Source organism: Colwellia sp. BRX10-1 (assembly GCF_014077545.1).
Lineage (GTDB): Bacteria > Pseudomonadota > Gammaproteobacteria > Enterobacterales > Alteromonadaceae > Colwellia_A.
In genome coordinates this window covers 85,606-105,184 of the sequence record NZ_JACGWC010000014.1, presented here as the reverse complement: position 1 = coordinate 105,184, position 19,579 = coordinate 85,606, and the positions used below count along the sequence as shown (strand labels likewise).

General features: G+C 39.4%; 9 protein-coding genes. 2 read left to right on the top strand and 7 right to left on the bottom strand.

Going from position 1 to position 19,579, the window contains the following annotated elements:
- The 7 genes from H4J75_RS12725 to H4J75_RS12695 form a co-directional block, all read right to left on the bottom strand.
- Positions 1-818 (bottom strand): transposase (locus tag H4J75_RS12725; RefSeq protein WP_182222344.1); only part of this gene is annotated, 818 nt, incomplete at its 3' end.
- A gap of 165 nt (positions 819-983) precedes the next feature.
- The gene (locus H4J75_RS12720) at positions 984-1,727 is read right to left on the bottom strand and encodes an MBL fold metallo-hydrolase (RefSeq protein ID WP_182222343.1); all 744 of its coding nucleotides are present in this window, start codon (positions 1,725-1,727) and stop codon (positions 984-986) included.
- A gap of 409 nt (positions 1,728-2,136) precedes the next feature.
- A complete protein-coding gene (locus H4J75_RS12715; protein ID WP_182222342.1) occupies positions 2,137-3,036 on the bottom strand; it encodes a prenyltransferase in 900 nt (299 codons plus the stop codon).
- Positions 3,037-3,228: 192 nt separating this feature from the next.
- Positions 3,229-4,128, bottom strand: coding sequence for a 1-acyl-sn-glycerol-3-phosphate acyltransferase (locus tag H4J75_RS12710; RefSeq protein ID WP_182222341.1), 900 nt, complete (start codon positions 4,126-4,128; stop codon positions 3,229-3,231).
- A 578-nt stretch (positions 4,129-4,706) separates the two neighbouring features.
- The gene (pulA, locus tag H4J75_RS12705) at positions 4,707-7,514 is read right to left on the bottom strand and encodes a pullulanase-type alpha-1,6-glucosidase (RefSeq protein ID WP_182222340.1); all 2,808 of its coding nucleotides are present in this window, start codon (positions 7,512-7,514) and stop codon (positions 4,707-4,709) included.
- 212 nt (positions 7,515-7,726) lie between these two features.
- Complete coding sequence (locus H4J75_RS12700; RefSeq protein ID WP_182222339.1) at positions 7,727-11,917, bottom strand: alpha-1,6-glucosidase domain-containing protein; 4,191 nt, start codon at positions 11,915-11,917, stop codon at positions 7,727-7,729.
- Between the two features lie 273 nt (positions 11,918-12,190).
- A complete protein-coding gene (locus tag H4J75_RS12695) occupies positions 12,191-14,329 on the bottom strand; it encodes a pullulanase-associated domain-containing protein (protein ID WP_182222338.1) in 2,139 nt (712 codons plus the stop codon).
- A 554-nt stretch (positions 14,330-14,883) separates the two neighbouring features.
- On the opposite strand from H4J75_RS12695, the gene H4J75_RS12690 reads away from it, so the two are divergent.
- Positions 14,884-17,895, top strand: coding sequence for a TonB-dependent receptor (locus tag H4J75_RS12690; protein WP_182222337.1), 3,012 nt, complete (start codon positions 14,884-14,886; stop codon positions 17,893-17,895).
- A gap of 83 nt (positions 17,896-17,978) precedes the next feature.
- Positions 17,979-19,568: a tryptophan halogenase family protein gene (locus H4J75_RS12685; protein ID WP_259366422.1), complete on the top strand. Its 1,590-nt coding sequence runs from the start codon at positions 17,979-17,981 to the stop codon at positions 19,566-19,568.
- Positions 19,569-19,579: the final 11 nt, after the last annotated feature.

Here is a 19,579-nt window from a genome sequence, read left to right as displayed (position 1 = left end):
AGTCTTGACAGTATATTTGCGGTTTTGTTATCGATAGCGCCTCGTTTGTCTGCTCTTATTACGCGACCTGTTTCATCTACAAGGGTTAAATAGTCCTTCAAGCTAAAGCGGATACCTGAGGTTTTCTCTTGCTGTTCATGGCCCGTAAAAGGTAATAACGTTGAGGGTTGCTCTCTGATAATGGCTGCTTTGATACGCAGTTGAATACTGGTAAAACTCGATTGCTCAGGTGTTGGGGCAATGCCCGCACGCACTGGATTTAAATCTACATAAGCCATACAAGCAAGTAATGCCCCTTCATCGAGCAGGGCTTGAGATTTAAAGCGTCCTTCCCAAAAGTGCCCAGTACATTCATCTTCTTTATTGGCTTGTCGAGCAATAGGCTCGTTTAATGCCCGCATATACCAACTGATATCGATTAAGCGCTGTTTATAGACCTGTGCTGTTTCTTCAACCATTTCCATTTCGAATGTCGTTAATGATTGCTCTTGTTGATATTGACGGGTCAACAGGGTGCCTTTAAACAACTTATGCCAACGGAACAGTACCTCGAGCGTCGTCCAGTTGTTAGCTTTTTCACTATCAACATGAAGGACTAAATGTAAGTGATTATTCATGACAGCGTGAGCACAAATATCAATAGCAAAGACTTGAGATAATGTAAAAATACGCTGTTCAATCCAATGACGCCTGTGCTCGTAACTGACACCGGTTTCTTTATCAACACCACATAAAAAGGCTTTTCGAACGGTTTGACTGCAAATATGATAATACGGTGTATCAGATAAACTAATTTGTTGTGAACGAGGCTTGGGCATAATAATTACCACACTTATAAGAGGGTAAACTAAGTGTAGTTTATTGTTGGAAAATTGAACGGTTTATTATGGGTGGCTTAATGGGGGATATTGAAAAAACAAACAGGTTATTATGGGTGGCTTAATTGGGGATATTTCTGTGTGACTAAATAATACCTTATAAAGCTATGTAAATATTTTTCGCAGTTTAGTTTTAATTGAGCGCCAATGTGTTAAAGGTAAATCTGGAGCTTTGGACAAGAGGTGTTGGTAGTCATCATCGCTAAGTTGAACCTCACCGCCATGAGCAAGCAAAATGGATTTAGGTTGAAGATTATGTAATTTAGTCAGTGAGCTTTTATAGCGATTGGGATAAAAAACGGGAAAAGGCGGAATAAATCGTCCTTTTACTTCCACCATTAGATCAGCTACATAAATAAGTTGACTTGGTTGGTGTAGCAAAGAGATATCTCTGTCGGTATGCCCTTGAGTATAAATGACTTGCCATTCAGCAAAGCCGGGTAAAACCTCGCCATCATTTATTTTTATGTCGGGCTTTAATTTGGAGGAGTACCAAAGGTTTTTTGCTGGTTTATTTTTACGTTTCGCAACCCAGCGAGTTAATGCCATATCGGTCAAGTGCATTAATAATCCGTCTACACCTGTGTACCAATGCCCAGAAACATTAGCAATGGCAATTTTACAACCAGTTTTTTTTCTCAATACATGAGCTGCTCCAGCATGATCTGGATGCATATGTGTGACGACTATGAGTTTAAGGTCCGAAAATGGACGTTGTAATTCTTCTGTTATAAAAGTCTGAATGGTTTCGACATCTGCACGGCAGCAACCATCGAGTAACAATAATTTTTCAGAATATTCTACTAAGTAAATAGATTGAATATAGCCTTCAATTTGGTGCAATTTCATTTTATAAAGATCATTAGTTTTTTGTTGTTTACTTATAACAAGCTTGATCCATAAATTCAAACACTCGTTTTAATCTTTATTTAATGCTGCGGCACAAATACAGTTATCCCAATGTAACATAGTGACGCCGGCAATGGTGGCATTTTGCCAGTCAGGTTATTCGATTAATTGGTAATATTTATAGTCAAACAATGCGTCTTTTTATCTGTGGGGAACGTCCGCTGCCGTATCAGATAAGACAGTTTTGGTACTGACTTAGGGTGTTAGGAAAGCTCTTTTGTGGCAACTGCTGCCCTTAGAGTTATATTTTAGAAGTTAGCTATTTCAGCGTTTGATTAAATTTTTTGAAAGGTATATTCGGTGCTTAAACGTAATAATTTCAGTTTCCAACGTTATTCAACTTCTACAATTAGTTAAGGAAAATGGTGATTGCTATCGTTAATGGTGTCAGTAATGCACAACTAACATTGTAAGCAAGGTATATAGGGTGTTGGCCAATATTTTCTTTAAATTTTATTGCTCCATATAAAGCGACAAAGGCCAATGCCAGTGGAATAAACGCCATTGCACTTAGTGTTGGTAATAGCTTTTGGCTAATAAAAAAGCCAAGTAATAACGTAGAGCACACCGAAAAGATGAAAAAAATGCTATTGCTTGCTTTTATGCCAAAGGCAATAGGAAAATGATTTCGACCAATACTTTTATCAGCATCAATATCAGGATATTGGTTTAAAAGTAATAAGTTGTTAATAAGAAAAAAAGGGATCAAACCTATTAGCCAAGGTGTTGTTGAAAAATGGCCAGATAAAATAACTTGGGTACCTGCCACCATCAGTAAACCAAAACAAAGACCAGGGGCAACTAAACAGATAATGGGCCATTTATTAATCCACTTTGTGTAACTAATAATAATGGCTAATCCAAGTAATCCCATTGGCACTAAGGCAATTACTGCTACGCCATAAAGGGTGACGAAATAAACACCAATCAGAAAGGTTAAAAGGGTTGTGACAATCGCGGCTCTTTTTACCCCAGGAAGTAACTCTGGATGCTGAGATAATAAACCGCTACCACCGCTAAAGGGGGTTCTAATTGTTTTCAGATCTAATCCGCTGACGTAGTCTTGATATTCATTAATGGTATTAACCGCAATGTGCGCAGAGATCGCCCCTAAAAAGGCAATGGCTAATACGGCATAATCAACCGCACTTTGTTCCATATAACTAATACTAGCACCCAGAAAAACACAAATAGGGGCTAATATTAAGAAAGGTAGGCGAAATGAAGGAATAATAGCGGTTAGTGTCATGTTTATTTATTATCCTTTATCTAGATAGTAAAATATTAGCGAAAAGTCTTTTATGTTCAAAGTTATTGGCGTTGAAGGCGTTATCAAGCCTTCAACGTGTTACTAAACCAAATTAACGTAACTAATAAGACTTAATAACGACAGGCATTAATTTTTAGATGGTTGGTAATAAGCACTCTTCGTAGTCATCGTTTATCCGTTAGGTATAACAAGTGAGTCATCTTGCGAATACAAATGTAAATAACAGCCTTTGCCCGCTAGAGTTAACCGGTAGGTAATTTCAGCTCTTTCTAAAAATCCTTGTTCAACAAGCCCGTTATCAATTAAAAAATCGAACATTGTATTCGACAGTTCACCCATTTTTGCTTTTGCACTTATTTCCATTTTAGTCGCAACACCTTTAATAGAGTTAATGGCGTAAAGTGCACGAATAATTGCCGCTTCTTTATCACCTATGCTTGGCATGGGTCCTTGGTAAGGGGGAAATTGTTTGGTGGGATATTTTCCATAAACACTTTTATAAGAGGCTTGCATCGCTTGAATATCATCGTCTTTATTATTGGTCAGTTTAAAGATGTGAAAAACACCTGTTTCTTTACTGAGGTAATCGACTTTGGCTAAAAAAATAGGTAATCCACATCCTTGAGCAACATGGTAAAAGCCTGTTTTCCATTTTGCTACTCCAGCTCTTGTACCTTCTGGAGTAAATAAGAAAAATACTCGTTTACCTTTTTGTGTTTCAATAAATTGCTTGATTTGTTCAACTTGCCCTAAGCCTGTAGATGAACGATCAATAGGCATAGCGCCAAGGTACATCAACCAACGACCTAAAAGAGGTATGCGGCACATGCTGTCTTTAATAGAAAAATATATTTTCACATCTTGCAATATCGCAGCGCCAAGCGCATAAACAAAATCCCAATTCGATGTGTGCGGTGCTGCAATAGTAATACCAGCACCTTCGGGAGTGGCTGTGCATAATTTCCAGCCCGAAATTTTAAACCAAAAACTAAAAACGAATTTTAAAATGTATTTACTAAAAATACCGTCAAAGATTGTTTTTTCACGGATACGAAGATTTTTTCTGGCCATAGTCATATAGTATTTAATGAGTAGTTAATATTTAATAATAGCATATTATACAGTTTATTTGACGCGATAGATCAATATATGAGGCGGTAGTTTTATTCATCAAAATACCGCTAAAATACTGTTTTAGGTTGCAGTAAAAAATATTATTTCCTTGTGTTCACCATCTGTTCAAAAGAAAACTTATCGTAAATAAATTGTTATTAAGTCGACGTGTTTTTTACGATGAGTATAACGAGCAGATAGTGCGACAAGTTATAAGGGCTAAACCGCACAAAAAATAAAATAGATAAACCGATAAACATCCAAGTTGATAATTTCAATTTTTACTTCTTCTAAAGTCATCTCATCGCATTCATTGGCTAAGATTGGAGTAGCCACACTTGCTTCAACAGTAGCCACATTTATTAGATCATATTTAAATTTTGACTCAAGGCTCACTACATTTAAAGTTTATTGTTGATATACACTGAGAGGGTTGCTCTAGGCGGGACTTCTGTTTATGGGGAGAAGTAGGGCTAGCAAGACTTTACTTTATGATTAAGTAAATAAAATCATTACTAGCCGCTAACGATAGCGCACTATTGCTCTTTGATAAAAACACTGGTGGTTAGTGCTGGAACAAAAAAGCTGTTTTCATTGCTGGTACTCTCTTTAACAACACTATCAACGCCCTGTTGTTGAATAGGATGCAATTGATATTGTGCTGCCTCTTTAAAAGGGATTGTTTTAGCGGTAGTGCTGGTATTAAAAATAACAACGAGCGCTGATATGTCAGCATCTACTTGCTGATATTTTTCGGCATCATCGATGCTCATCACAATTAAGCCAATTTGTTGTTCTTTACCGGTATTGTGAAATTTCACACGCTTTATTATTTGCTCACTGTTGGTAAGACGAAAAAGGGGGGTACTCATGCGCAGACTAATGAACTCTTTAAACACTTCTGCACTAAACTCTATGTCAGTTGGGCCAACAATATCTCGCCCTTCATTTTTTGCCAGTACTTTTTTAATCAGTGGCCAGTTTGCTTGGTCCTTATCTGCTGGCGGTAAACCGACATTATAATTATTGTTTTGCTTGGTAAAATCGACTTTATTAAACCAATCACCATAGTCGTAACTGTCGCGTAAAAATGACTTTGAACGTAAAAACTCTGATCCCATATGTAAGAATGGAATGCCCTGTGCGAAAATAGCAAAGGACAGTGATTGTAAGTGAATACGTACGCGATCTTTTGTTGAGGTATTAAAAGGTAAGCGGTATTGATTATTGTCCCATAATGTTTGGTTATCGTGCTTAGATACATAGTTAATGGTATCGGCAGGGTCTAATGCATAACCGGTTGGTTGGTCACCATAAGGAATTTCTTTACCGGTAACGTGTTTATCTTGAGCATTTTTAAGAGGGAAGTTAGCTAAATTAGCGGCTAAACCAATACGTAATTGATCTGCGGCGAGTAGATAAGCTTTTCTTGATGCGACTCGATCCACTAATTCATTAGGCATAGTGCTTAAACCACTGCCGATACCTTGGCTTTTACGAATATCATCGCCACTGGCGCTAAAGGCTCCACCGCGAACTGCATCGCGTAAACGGTCGGTAAAGGTACCGATTTCTGTGCCAGCCAATGCTAATTGGCTAGCTTGCGTAAAACGCTGATTATTCGCCACCTCACCAAAATTCCAACCTTCGCCATAAAAGTAGGTATCTTTATCAACCGCTTGTACTGCTTTTTTGGCTTTAAGCATCGCCGATTTGGGTTGGTGTGCCATAAGGTCGAAGCGAAAGCCGTCAATTTTGTAGTCTCTTGCCCAAACAACTAATGAGTCTGTCATTAACTTTTCCATCATGACATTTTCTGTGGCAGTGTTATCACAACAGGTTGATTGTGCGATTTTTCCGCTGATAGGGTCAAGACGATGATAATAATTAGGGACAATTTTATCAAGCACAGCAGTTGGCGCTAGCCCTGCTTGATGAGTATGGTTATAAACGACATCCATGATGACGCGAAAGCCTAGATTATGAATACTTTGCACCATTTGACGAAATTCAATAATACGTGCTGAGCCTTCAGGGTTTTGTGCGTAACTGCCCTCTGGAACAGTATAATGGAAAGGATCGTAGCCCCAATTGTAATTATCAATTTCTCTAAGAGAACTGACTATCGCTTGGCGCTCTTGTGTTGCAGAGGGAAGTGTTTTTAAATATTCTTCTATCGTCATTTCTTGGTCTTCGAGCCGACAAAGCTTATGTTCGGGCACGAGTTGGCAAAGTTTGCTAATAGGATTATTTAGATCAATAACTTGTGTGTCATTTTCGTTAGCGGTACCAATATCAAAGGTGGGCAGTAGATGAATATTGTTAATACCTGCTTTTTGTAGATCCTTAAAGTGTTTAATGCCAGCGCTATTTTTTTCGCTGAAAGCGGCGTACTTTCCACGAACAGCAGGTGATGATAGTTGCGGATCGTGGGCACTAAAATCACGAATGTGGGTTTCATAAAAAATATTATCTTCAGGGTTCTTAATTATAACATCTTGCTGTAATTCCCAGCCATTAGGTTTGTTTTTTGAGTCGTCTAAATTGATAACATGTGAATATTCACTGTTTGTTGAAAGGCTTAAGGAATAGGGATCTGTAGTGGTTAATATTTCAATTTTATCGCTAGCCGGGTGATATATTGTCAGCTGATACTGGTAGTAGACTTCTTGTTGAGTATTAATAACTGCACCAGACCAAATACCGGTATTGCTATCTTCTTTAAGTGGCACAACATGCGTCGCTTGCTTGTCTTTATTAAACGCTAATAAGGTTACCTGTTTTGCGGTCGGTGCCCACAGTGCAAACTCAATAGAATCTTTACTGAGAGTGGCCCCTAAATTATTTAGCTCATTAGCGTCGTTACTTTGTGAGGTAAACAAAACATCCAATAATTGAGCTGTTTGTACCTGTGCTGTGTGTTTTGAATTTGTGCCCTTGCTTGCAGAACTGACATATATTTTATTTTTCAGTGCTTTTTTAATCTTATTAGTAGCCAGCTTTACCTCAAATACATTAAATGAACGTAAATGTTTGGGGATAAGCAGACGATTTATTTCTCCTGTGAAGGGCGTAAGTGTGGCTTTTTCAATATGTCCGCCATCATCAAAAGTTAACGTATGTTGTTGATGTAAATTATCTTCAGGTAATAAAAGCAGTTCTGGGGTCAGCCAATGTGCAGAAAAGTCTTGGCTTACTAAAGGAGAAACTGCTGCTGACTTTACGCTCGTTTCTGTAAGCTGGGTTCTTGTTGGTATACTTTGATCATGCTGACATGAGCTTAGACATGTCGTTGTGATAATGATTAGGCTTAATTGTCGAAAACGAGCTAAAGAAATACGCATAAGGATAAATAACAAAGTAAATTAATGATGTTAATAAGTTACGCATTTATCAGCAATATAAACAGTTTATTCTAATTTTTACATACGTATTCAGCCAATCTGCTGACAAGTTATTTCCCCATAAAAAAGCGCCAAGAATATTCATCCTCAGCGCTTTCTATAGTGTTAGCCCAGCTTAAGTACTTAAGCTGTTCGATTAACTTACCTGATGACTATGGCTGACATTCTTGTATCGCTAAACGGCCAACATTATAGCCTTTACTTGGGTTTGCGCTGTAGAGTGTTAGTAAAAAGCTGTATGAGCCTGCCGCCAGTGTCGTATTGTTATTGGCGTCGCCAGCGTTATTATAAGCAACAGGGTAATTGATACCTAAGGCTAAATTCTCCCCTTCAATATCGTTACTATCGTTTTCTTGTACCCACAATTGTGTGGTCCAACTGCCGTCATCTGAAGCCAGTTTAAATTGCATTGCCCCGTCAAATTCAGCTACGGCTTGATACTGGTTATTGCCTTTGTAATGTAATCGAAACTCTTCAGTGGCATTCCACGCTGAATGATCGCCACGAACAAAGAGTTGGCCACTACCATTAATATCAAAAGGAATGTCGTCGCTTGAATCAACTAAAGCAGCACAATCTACTGTGGTGTTTTTGGTCACAATCGTTAAGCTTGGCGTCGATGTGCTGGCATTTAAGCTAAAGTTATAATTACCAGCAGTCGTGGTGGTTATTTCTATATTACCACTGTTATCGGCCGATGCTGTTATTGAGTTATCAGTGAAGGTGACATCACTAAAGGCGAGGTTTACAGCCGCCCAATCATCAGAACCCACTTTAAAAATATGCGTGCCAACCGCCAAGGTGAAATCAATCACATAGTCGCCGTTCCCTTGATAAGTAAACATATCGATTGCTGTTAAACCGTCGTCACCCCAATTATTCATTGACCCACGTAGGTAAATACTTGTCTCGCCATAAGGTGCGGGGTCAGGCGCATTTAAGGTCGCATCAGCTGCTAAACCAACGCCTTGTGCCATTGCTTGTGGTTTTACAAAGACTGCAGTAGTTAACGCAGGTACAGTGAAGGTGCCTTTTCCTGAAGCCTCAACAAATGATGCTGTTTGAACATTAGTATCGGCAGAGCTTTGTTGTACGCTGTGCAACTCAAAGCCGGTCGCAGTTAAAATACTTTGTGATTGCGCGGATGCAGTGCCGTTTATCACCACAACAAGTGCATCAATATTCTCATCAAGGTCAGTTAGACCGTTACCATCATCAATACTCATCACAATTAAGCCCTGAGTCTGTTCGCTACCGGTATTATGAAAACCTAAACGTGCACTAATATCAGCTTGCGTGGTTAACCTAAACAAAGGGCTTGAGGCGCGAATACTCAAAAACTCTTTAAATATATTTGATGAGAATTCAATATCACTGGCTTGTGGCGCTGTTTCGCTATTATTGATCAGTGCTGTCATCAACGACCATTTACTTTCATTGTCTTGCGCAAGTGGCAAGCCGACATTCCAGTTATTGGTACTCATAGTGAAATCAACTCTATTGAACCAGTCACCGGCATCATAAGTGTTTCGGTCCATTGATTTTGAGCGCAGTAAATCACCACCCAGTTGGAAAAACGGAATACCTTGACTGATTAACGGCAAAGTCCCAGCAATATTTTGTATGCGCACGCGATCATTAAGACTAACTTCGGTTTCAATGCCATATTGCAGTTGATCCCATAAGGTTTCATTATCATGTTTTGAGACATAGTTAATGATGTCGGCAGGGTCTTTTCCGTAAGAAGGTTTACTAAATGTACTACCCGCTTTGATGTTGTCATTCTTATCTTGTAGTTGATAATCTTTTTGGGTACCAGCAAGTCCTAAGCGAATAATGTCTTGGTCATTTAAACTACCAGTACTTTTAAATAAAGAGGCACTGCGAATAATGTCGCGAGGTCGATCGTTAAACGTACCGATTTGCGAACCCGTCATATTATTTTGATCCGCTTGTTGATAGCCTTTATCATCACGCGTCCAACCTTCACCGTAGAAATAGTTGTCGGTGTCTATTGCTTGTACAGCGGTGCGAGCACTTAAAATCGATGCTTTTGAATTATTACTCATGATGTCAAAACGAAAGCCATCAAACTTATAGGCTTGTGACCAAGTAAGTAATGAGTCTTGCATGAGTTTATGCATCATTTCATGTTCAGGCGCGGTATCTTGGCAACAAGTTGCTGTTTCAACATTACCTGAGGTTAAATCACGGCGGTGATAGTAACCGGGTACTACTTTATCAAGCACTGAGTTTTCCCATAAACCCGAAGAGTTAGTGTGGTTGTAAACAACATCTAAAACAACACGTAAGCCCATTTCGTGCAAAGCTTGGTTCATCGCACGCATTTCAGTTATGCGAGCGACACCGTCAGGATTTGATGAATAACTACCATCGGGCGTTGTGAAGTGTTCAGGATCATAACCCCAATTAAAGCTGTCTAAGCCTCGCAATGATTCGGCAAGCGCTTGTGCAGCTGTGCTGGTCGGGTCGTAACTGGCGAATACCTCGGCTAATGTATCACTAGCATTTTCAACACCACAAACAGGCGCGTCACTTTTCTTAGCACATAATTCGCTGACGGTATTATCAAGGTTAATACGATTAACGGCATCTTCATTTATGCTGGCAATATCGTTGGCGGGTAATAGTTGAAAGTGTGTTAAGCCTGCGTCAGCAAGAGATTTTAAATGTGTTACGGGTACAGAGGTTTCTTCGGTAAAGGCAAGGTAGTTACCTCGGTTTTCTACACGGGTGCTGGCGTCTAAAATACTAAAGTCACGTATGTGGCCTTCATATATAACACTGTCTTCAGGGTTAACAACTTCAGGAACGGTGTGACTGTCCCATCCGATGGGTTTTAAATCACTATCAGCTAAATTAACAAACTGAGAAAAATCGCCATTGGTTGATAAAGAAACCGAGTAAGGGTCTGTGGCTTCAATTGTTTCAATACGCTGATTTTGTTGATGATAAACAGTTAACTCATAGCGATAAAATAAGCGGTCTACTGTGTTTGGCGCGGTAAATGACCAAATACCTGTTGCTGCGTCAAGGGACATCGCATGGCTTGACTGTAAAGCTTTACTTGCGTTGTACACCTTAAGGGTAACTTGCTGTGCTGTCGGTGCCCAAAGTTTAGCGCTTATCTCGCTAGCACTGTAAATAATACCTAAATCTGCTTCGTTAGCATCGTTATTTGCTGAGGTATATAAAGCGTCTAAGATACGGGGTGTTTGTAGGTAAGTTGCGGCGATAAGTGAATCGTCACTCGCATATGAAATTGCCAATAATTTACCGCTAAGCATTGATTTGGCTTTACTTACCGATGCTGATGTTGCGGTAAATGCTGCTAAATCTTTATAGCGAGGCATATTAAGTGAAATCGCAGGGTGTTCGCCACCAGCTGCGGGTAGGTACTCAAGGTAGTTATCTCCAGAAATACCGTTTTCACCATCAAAAGCTAAGTCGTCAGTGGCTGAACTATAAATGCGTACTTTAGCTACGTTGGTACCGGCGTTCCAAAAAACGGTATTTTCATTGGCCCAGTGCGCAGCAACATCGTTAATTAATATGCCTGTTGGAAGTAAGGTCGCCTGGGTATATACATCACTGATACCTGATAGTGTCCAAGTCATGCGATCGCCGCTTAAATCAGCTTGATGGTCGATGCCACCTAAGTCTTTATCATCACCTTTATGAACAATAAAGTTAGCACAATCGCCATAACCTGCTTTTAAATCGATAAGCCAGTAAGCGCCGTAATTTGGATCTAGCCCTGTTTGTGCTTGCCCCGTTGCCCAGTCAGTATCGGCGTTGGCATAAGCGTCACAAGTCTCGTTGTTCCATAAATGTATGATCCAATCGCTGTAAGTTGCGTCCGCACGGTTATAGAAAATGACTAATTCGTTATCACCTGCAGTAACTATTGGCGCTGGTAATCCCGCTGTAGCAATATCAAAGGTCAGGCTAGCAGTAGCACTAGCATTACTCGGGTCGGTAACAGTCAAGCTTGCCTGATAGTTTCCTGCGCCTGATGAGGTCACGGTTGTTGAAGTATTGTTTGCACAATCAGCGATGGTCACTGTTGTTAAGCCATTGCCTGGAGATAATTGACAAGATAATGCATCGCCGTCACTATCGGTAACAGACCATGAATAAACGATTTCCTTAGGTGATGACTCAATAATTTCATGGCTGAAATTCGTCATAGTTGGCGCATTGTTCACCTTGTCAGGTATATTAACTTTATCACCACCATCACTGCCTCCACCGCCACAAGCACTTAATGCGGTGGTAACCGTTGCTATAAGGGCAACCTTTTTAAATTGAATTATTGTCATCTTATCACTCTTAGGTTTATGCAATATTTATCTGTTGCACATTTGAGCTACGCTAGATAAATATTATTTTTAATTATTCCTTCATACTAAAGAGTAGACTGGTTAATGAATAGCCATTACATACGTATTCAAGACAGATTAATGACCTTTTATTTACTGTTTAGCCACGTTTTGTTGACGATTGATAAGGGAATTATAGGCATAAAAAAACCGTGATAAATCACGGTTTTTACAATGAGATGCATTTACTACATCAATAGTAAATTTATTTGATTAGTTGGTTTTCTCAGTAATCGTTAACATAGGTCTTGATGGGTTAATTGCGTTCAATGTAAAGACATAAGTCGCTTCTTTAGTTACATCAAAAGTAATATCAGCACCGGGTAATGTTAAGGTTTTTGCTTCACCTGCGGTTAAGATATTATCATCAACAACACCGCCAACCGTAGAGTCTTCTTCCCAATCAGCAGAGGCAATTTTAAAATTATAGCTACGAACGGGTAATAACGTTTCTATTGTATAAATACCTGCAGCATAAGTTAGTATATAAGCCTCTTCGGTAGCCCATCCATTCATGTCGCCTTTAAGGTACATAGTACGTTCTTGGTAAGGGGCAGGCGCTTCGGTTACTGTTAATTTAGGCGCGGTGAAATCAGTCGCATCTAAAGTGAAGGTTAATATTTTATTTTCAGTCACTTCAATGGCAATATTATCTTCACCCGGTAAGGTTAATAATTTTTCTTCACCGATAACAACATCACCTTCGCCAGCAAAAGCACCCATAGTAGAATCGTTTTCCCAGCCATCTGACGCTATTTTAAAGCCATACTTTTTAGTGTTATCAATCAATGCATTTACCACGTAAGTGGTGTCGGTAAGTGCAAAGTCAAAGTTAGGTGTTGTTGACCAATCGTTCATGTCACCTTTTAAATACAAAGTGCGACCTGAATAAGGTACTGCATTCTCAATCGTTAATATTGGGGCACCTTTATTGGTGGCATCAAGTATAAATCGATAAGTACCCGCTGCAGCGGCAGTGAAATTAATGTTTTGAGCAACATCTTCACCAAAAACTAATGTGGTGGCGGTATCAAGTGGCACAACGGCACCTTCGGTAGCAATACCGAAATTAGTCGCATCAGTCCAATTAGCATCAGCCACTTTAAAGGCATAATCTTGCATTTCTAATGGATGTAAAGAGGTGTAGATATTTTCACCCTTATATACCATAGGAAGGGCATTAGCCCATTCGTTCATGTCGCCTTTAACATAAAGTACTTTGTCATAAGCAACTTCAATAACGGTTAACGTTGGTGCTTCAGTATCTGAAATATCTAAAATGAACTGGTAGTTACCGTTGTTAGGAATGGTAAGGCTAATGTTTTTACCTAGCTCTTCACTGGCAATCAATGTTTTACTTTCGCCAAGAACGACTGTTTCATCACCTTCACTTGCGCCAAAGGCATTGATAACATTCCAATCTGCATCAGCAACTTTGAAATTATAAGCTGTCGCTGAGCCCGTAACGGCTAGTGCCATCGTGTAGACACCTTCAGAGTAAACAAATTTATTGCTGTCGTCTGTGGTTTCCCAGTCAATGAGGCCGCGTAAATAAAGTTCAGCTGCGCCATCAACAATAGTTGGCACTGCATCTGGGTCGGTTACACACTCGTCACCCGCTTCATTAGCTATAAGTGGCGCTTCACACTCTAAAGGTGCCGGTGTTGAGCCACCAGGAACAACTAAAGAGGCAAACGTTCTTGGGAACGGAAAGATAGTGGTTTCTTTTTCTAGTAAGAATAATTCACCGGTATTAACTGTGCTTATATCAACAAGAATATCATCTTCACCTGAAAATTTAACTGAACCAATAGCATCGTAAACAATAAAGTTAATACAATTAGGTGGATCGATAGTATTCATTACCCAATAGGCGCCAAAATTATCATCAATACCTGTCCATGCTAATGAAGAGCCCCAAGGTGTGGTTCCTTCAGGACGATCAAAATCTGCATAGGAGTTACAGTCAGCGTTATTCCAAGCGTGTAAACCGGCAAGGTTATAATCTATCGCGCTGCCATCAGTTGGTGTTTCAAATTGAAAGTAAATAACTAATTCGTTTGCCGCTGGTGTGTAAGCTGGTACGGGCATAGTGATACCGTTAGAGCCATCAATCCATGCCTCTTTGCTCATTTCACAAAGTTGAGTGTCAGGGTTGGCAACTTCAGGGTAATTACAGGGGGTAATTACTAATTCACATGCATTACCTGTTTCGTTAATTGTTTCTGGTGACTTACACCAAAGAGGGGATTCAGTAACAGCATTACTTTCATCACTTCCTCCACAGCCTGCTAATACACTAACCAATACGGCTAACGTAGCAAACGATAATTGTTTCATATAACCAGTCATAAATGACATCTCCACTTAAATGTTGATAAGGTGCTAAGCCGTTATTTATATAGCAAACTTAGTACGTTGTTTTTATTTTAATAATTGTTATTGCTTTATATTGTTACTGTCACGTAATCAAAAAACGGTCTTAATCATCCATTAAAAAGTAGCTTCAGGTTATGTTGAATCTAATTTCATCATCCTTTCACTGGGGAACGATGTTATGCCGCGTTGACTATAAAACCTAATGCTGATGTTATGAATACGTATTCAAAGACCTACAGTAATCTGCTTTTATTCTTACTTTAATTTTTTAAGGTTATGTAATAAAAGGAAATAACGAGTTTACTTGCTTTCTAGAACCATCTTATTACTAAAGTTCGCTGATGGGTAATCGGTTGTAACTGTGCAAAAAATGATTACTATGAAGTTGTCACCGTAAATCTTGAAACATAAATAGATAGGGAATATCTCATAAAAATAATTGACTCCAACTCGCTGTGCGTTATCAACCATAGTGCAAGTGTAAGTAGGGGCTTCTCGATAATACATATTATTAGGAATATGAAACAATGAACAAATTCAAGCCAAATATATTAACACTCAGCTTAATAGCTGCGGGTTTATCATTTGCTAGTGTTCCCAGTTTTGCTCAAGATGCTCAAGAAGAAGTAAAAGCGCAAACTGTTAACGTTAACAAACCAAAAACATTAGAAGAAAAAGAAAATGCAGTAGAAGTTATTGAAGTTAGAGGTTTTAGAGGCAGTATTATTAAGTCTTTAAACACTAAACGTTTTTCAGACACTGTCGTTGATGCGATATCAGCTGACGACATTGGTGGTTTACCCGATGTATCTATAGCCGATTCTTTAACACGCTTGCCAGGTGTTACCTCTGTACGAATCGATGGCCAATCAAGCGAGCTGAATATCCGTGGTTTATCAGGTGGCTTTGTATTTTCAACATTAAATGGTCGCGAACAAGTTTCAACAGCAGGTGGACGCTCAGTTCAGTTTGATCAATTTCCTTCAGAATTAATTAAGCAAGCGCAAGTGTATAAATCACAAAAAGCGTCGCTTATAGAAGGCGGTATTGCCGGTACTATTGAACTAGAAACCGCTAATGCGCTAGATAATGAAAAAGAAACTAGCTTTCGTTTTTCAGCTCACGGAAATTGGAATGATGCCGCTGCTGGCAATGAAGATTCTGCTGACTTTGGTCGCCGCTTAACCGCTTCTTATCAAGCCAAATTCTTAGATGACACGCTTGGTCTTTCATTGGGTTACGCCGGTATGTTTCAGCCTACTGTGTCGAGCCGTTTCGTAAACTATCAATTTGACGACCGAGATTTATCAGAAACATATGATGGCGGTCCAGAAAGTCTATTAGTTTCATCTGGCTTTGAAGTTAATGAACGTGGTGGTGAAGATAGTCGTGATGCTTTTGTTTTGGCGTTAAATTGGGAACCTCGTGATGATTTACGTTTCCAATTTGATGGTTTTCATTCAAAGTTTGACTCAGAAAAATGGGATCGTGGTTTACGTATATCAGGCATAAATAACATTGCCAGCCCAGGACAGTCTTTACTCTTAACCGATCCGCTTATTGCTAACGGCGCACTTATCGGTGGTACCATCTCTCGTAATCCTAATGGTGATGCCATTGCGCCACCTTATAAAGGGTCTGATCGTAGCTTAAATATTCAAACACAAGCCGATGATAATACGACGAACAGTGAATTAAGCTCATTTGGTTTAAAGGGTGAATGGGAAATTAATGATGATTTATTAATGACCGTTGATTTTGCCCATTCTCAAGGTAAAGAGACCAGCAAAGATCAAGTTATGCGTATGGCTTATTTTAAAGACTCTAGCGCAGCAACTCCTATTATTGATAACGACATCATCTTTAGCTATAAACTTAATGGCTTAGAAAACCCTGATTTAGCCTTTAACCAAGACTTTACCGATACCGACCACATGATGGTTACCAGTGCAGAGTCATATCCAAGTATCGAGTCAAATGAATCAAATGCTGTACGAGTTGATTTCGCTTACCAACTTGAAAGTGACATCTTTAGTTCAGTTGAATTTGGTGCCCGTTTATCGGAACGTGAATACGAACTCGGCCGTGGTCGTTTCTTATATGGTACTACCGACGCAAATATGCGTAATGGTCAATACATCACTTATGCAGGTACCGATGAAGAAGGTAACCCGATAGAAACAGAACGTTTTGCTCCATTTCCATTATCCAATGATAACTCGACAGTAACGAGTATTAACGGTGACTTACCGGGTATGCCGAGTTTCTTAGCGGTTAACAACAACGATATTTTAAATGCTTGGATCCCAAATGTTGATCGTACGCCAGTACGTGACTGGAATCATAGCTGGACAATGACTCAAAATAATATTGTTGAAGAAGAAGTTACCGCAGCTTACGTGCAATTAAACCTAAACGCTGAACTGTTTGGTTTACCGTTAAGCGGCAATGTAGGTCTTCGCTATGTTGGCTCTAAACAAAGCAGCACAGGTTTAGTCAATGTGGGAGCGGGTAATGGTGATGTAATTTATGATGATGTTGGCGGTACAAGCGACGAATTCCGCCGTGAAACAGTCAGCGAAAGTTATAATGATTTATTACCATCTTTAAATTTGAATATTCAATTATCTGAAGACGACCAATTACGTTTTGCTTACTCAAAAGTTATGTCACGTCCAGATATGCCATCAATGGCTAACAGCGGTAACTTTAGATTTAATTCAGCGGATGACGGTCGAAACTATATTGATTTAGACAGTTCAACTAGCCCGTCAATACGTCCGTTTTATGCAGATCAAATCGATATTTCTTATGAGCATTATTTCTCTGAAACCGATGGCGCGTTTGTTTTTGCTATTTGGAACAAAGACATTGAAAACATGCCAGGTACAACCACAGATAAGAATTTTGATTATCAGGCTAATGGTATTGCTGTACCAGCAATCCCTGATGACAAGACGCATGCTGAGTACGATAGCGAAACAGGGGAGCCCATTGGCGAACCACTCGTTTGGGAAAATGGCACTTATTCACACGCCGCTAATAACGCAGAGGCAGGTTATATTCGTGGTATTGAAATCGGATATACGCAAACTTTTACCTTTTTACCTGATATGTGGAAAGGCTTAGGCGCTAACATCAATTTTTCTTACACAGAAAGTGAAATCGAACGTCCGTCAAATGTACCGGGTGAAGATGGTCAGCCAGGTCCAATCGAAGGTTTATCACCACGCGTATTTAGTGCAACACTTTTTTATGATTACGAAGATTTGTTCACCGCGCGTGTTAGTGCTCGTCATCGCGCAGAATACTTGAGTCGTCAAATTGCGATTGGTGATTCACAATCAGCGTACTTCCAAGAAGAAACGATTATTTCTGCACAAATGTCGTATAACTTTACTGAGAATCTACAAGGAGTCGTTTCTGTTGATAACTTAACAGACGAACCGAATATTTCTTACTTTGGTGATACTTCACGTACCGGAACAATTCAGTACTTTGGTCGCACAGTTTACTTTGGTATTAATTATTCAATGTAAATGAAAACTTAAAAAGGTGTGGATGAAACCACACCTTTTTTATTTGTCGATAGTCATGGTAATTTTTTAAGCAGTAAAAATTAATGATAAATTCAGCCCACCCAGATAAAACAGCACAAAGCACTTCCCCAAAAAAACTTAACATGGTGATTTTAGGTGGTGGTACTGCAGGTTGGATGACCGCTAATTTAATGGCTAAAAAGTGGCAAAACCACCTCGTTTCAATAACGTTAATTGAATCTCCTTCGCTCGGTGTTATTGGTGTTGGTGAAGGTTCTACACCACAATTAAAAAGCTTCTTTGACAAAATCGGTGTCACCGAACAAGAATGGATGCCGCAATGCAATGCGACCTATAAAAATGGCATATTATTCAATGGCTGGTCAACACGAGTAGGTTTTGAAAGTTATTTTCATCCTTTTACTTCGCTTATCGATGCCCATACGGCTCCTGCCTTTGTCTATAACACTCAGTATCGTCGTAAAGGTTATAACGTCGATTGTCATCCTGATCGTTTCTTTTTGTCTGCACAATTAGCCAAACAAAAAAAATCTGCGGTTGGCGAATATAATTTTCCTTTCGATATTGGCTATGGCTATCACTTTGATGCCATTTTATTGGGGAAGTTTTTAGGCAAAGTTGCGCAGAAAAAAGGTGTTAAGCATATTTTGGCGCAAGTTGATGAGGTAAACGTAAATGATGCTGGCGACATTCAATCGTTAACACTTGATAACAGCGAGGTCATTGCCGGTGATTTTTTTGTTGATTGCTCAGGCTTTAACAGCCTACTTTTACAAAAAACATTAAAAGTACCTTTTATCAGTTTTAAAGATAACTTATTTAATGACAGTGCTGTGACCATTTCTGTAGCAAGAGATGAAAACGCTCAGCAAGGTCTTAACTCACAAACTATTGCTACTGCGATGAAATGTGGTTGGGCGTGGGATATTCCGCTAACTAACCGCACTGGAAACGGCTATGTTTATAGTTCAGAGCACTGTACTGGCGAACAAGCAGAGCTTGAGTTACGAGAAAAACTTTCATTGGTCGATGAAGCCGTTGACGTTCGTCACTTAAAAATGAAAGTAGGGCGAGTCAAACAACATTGGCACAAAAACTGTGTCGCTATTGGCTTGTCGCAAGGCTTTATTGAGCCCCTTGAAGCGACCGCTTTACATTTTGTCCAAGAGAGTATTGAAGGTTTTATTGATGATTTCTCTCTCGGTCAGTACAGCAATATTTATCAAGATAGATTTAATGAAAAAATGAATCATCGTTTTGATGGCATTCGTGATTATATTGTCGCTCATTATCGCTTGAGTTCGCGTGACGACACCGAGTACTGGCGAAAAAATAGCATAAATCCCAATATATCTAACAATTTAAAGAAAATAGTACAGTGCTGGGTCGCGGGTGATGATTTAAACAAAGCCCTAATTCAACCAGGTATGGTGAGTTTTTACCCACCAGTTTCTTGGCATGCTATGCTTGCCGGTTACGGTATTTTTCCTGAGTTATCACAAGACAAACAACTTGCCGAAAAATTTGGCGAGCAGGCTCTTGATGCAGCACATAAATATGACTTAGCGCATATAGACCAGTTTATTCAACGCTGTTCAGTAAATTTTGCTGATCATCAACAGTTTATTAATGACAAGCTCATTAATAAATAAAGTTATTGATA

Bases quoted from the DNA above. Each gene is read 5' to 3' on its own strand.
- H4J75_RS12710 (WP_182222341.1), bottom strand. From the start codon at position 4,128: ATGGCCAGAAAAAATCTTCGTATCCGTGAAAAAACAATCTTTGACGGT.
- H4J75_RS12685 (WP_259366422.1), top strand. From the start codon at position 17,979: ATGATAAATTCAGCCCACCCAGATAAAACAGCACAAAGCACTTCCCCA.
- H4J75_RS12720 (WP_182222343.1), bottom strand. From the start codon at position 1,727: ATGAAATTGCACCAAATTGAAGGCTATATTCAATCTATTTACTTAGTA.
- H4J75_RS12690 (WP_182222337.1), top strand. From the start codon at position 14,884: ATGAACAAATTCAAGCCAAATATATTAACACTCAGCTTAATAGCTGCG.
- H4J75_RS12700 (WP_182222339.1), bottom strand. From the start codon at position 11,917: ATGACAATAATTCAATTTAAAAAGGTTGCCCTTATAGCAACGGTTACC.
- H4J75_RS12715 (WP_182222342.1), bottom strand. From the start codon at position 3,036: ATGACACTAACCGCTATTATTCCTTCATTTCGCCTACCTTTCTTAATA.
- H4J75_RS12695 (WP_182222338.1), bottom strand. From the start codon at position 14,329: ATGACTGGTTATATGAAACAATTATCGTTTGCTACGTTAGCCGTATTG.
- pulA (WP_182222340.1), bottom strand. From the start codon at position 7,514: ATGCGTATTTCTTTAGCTCGTTTTCGACAATTAAGCCTAATCATTATC.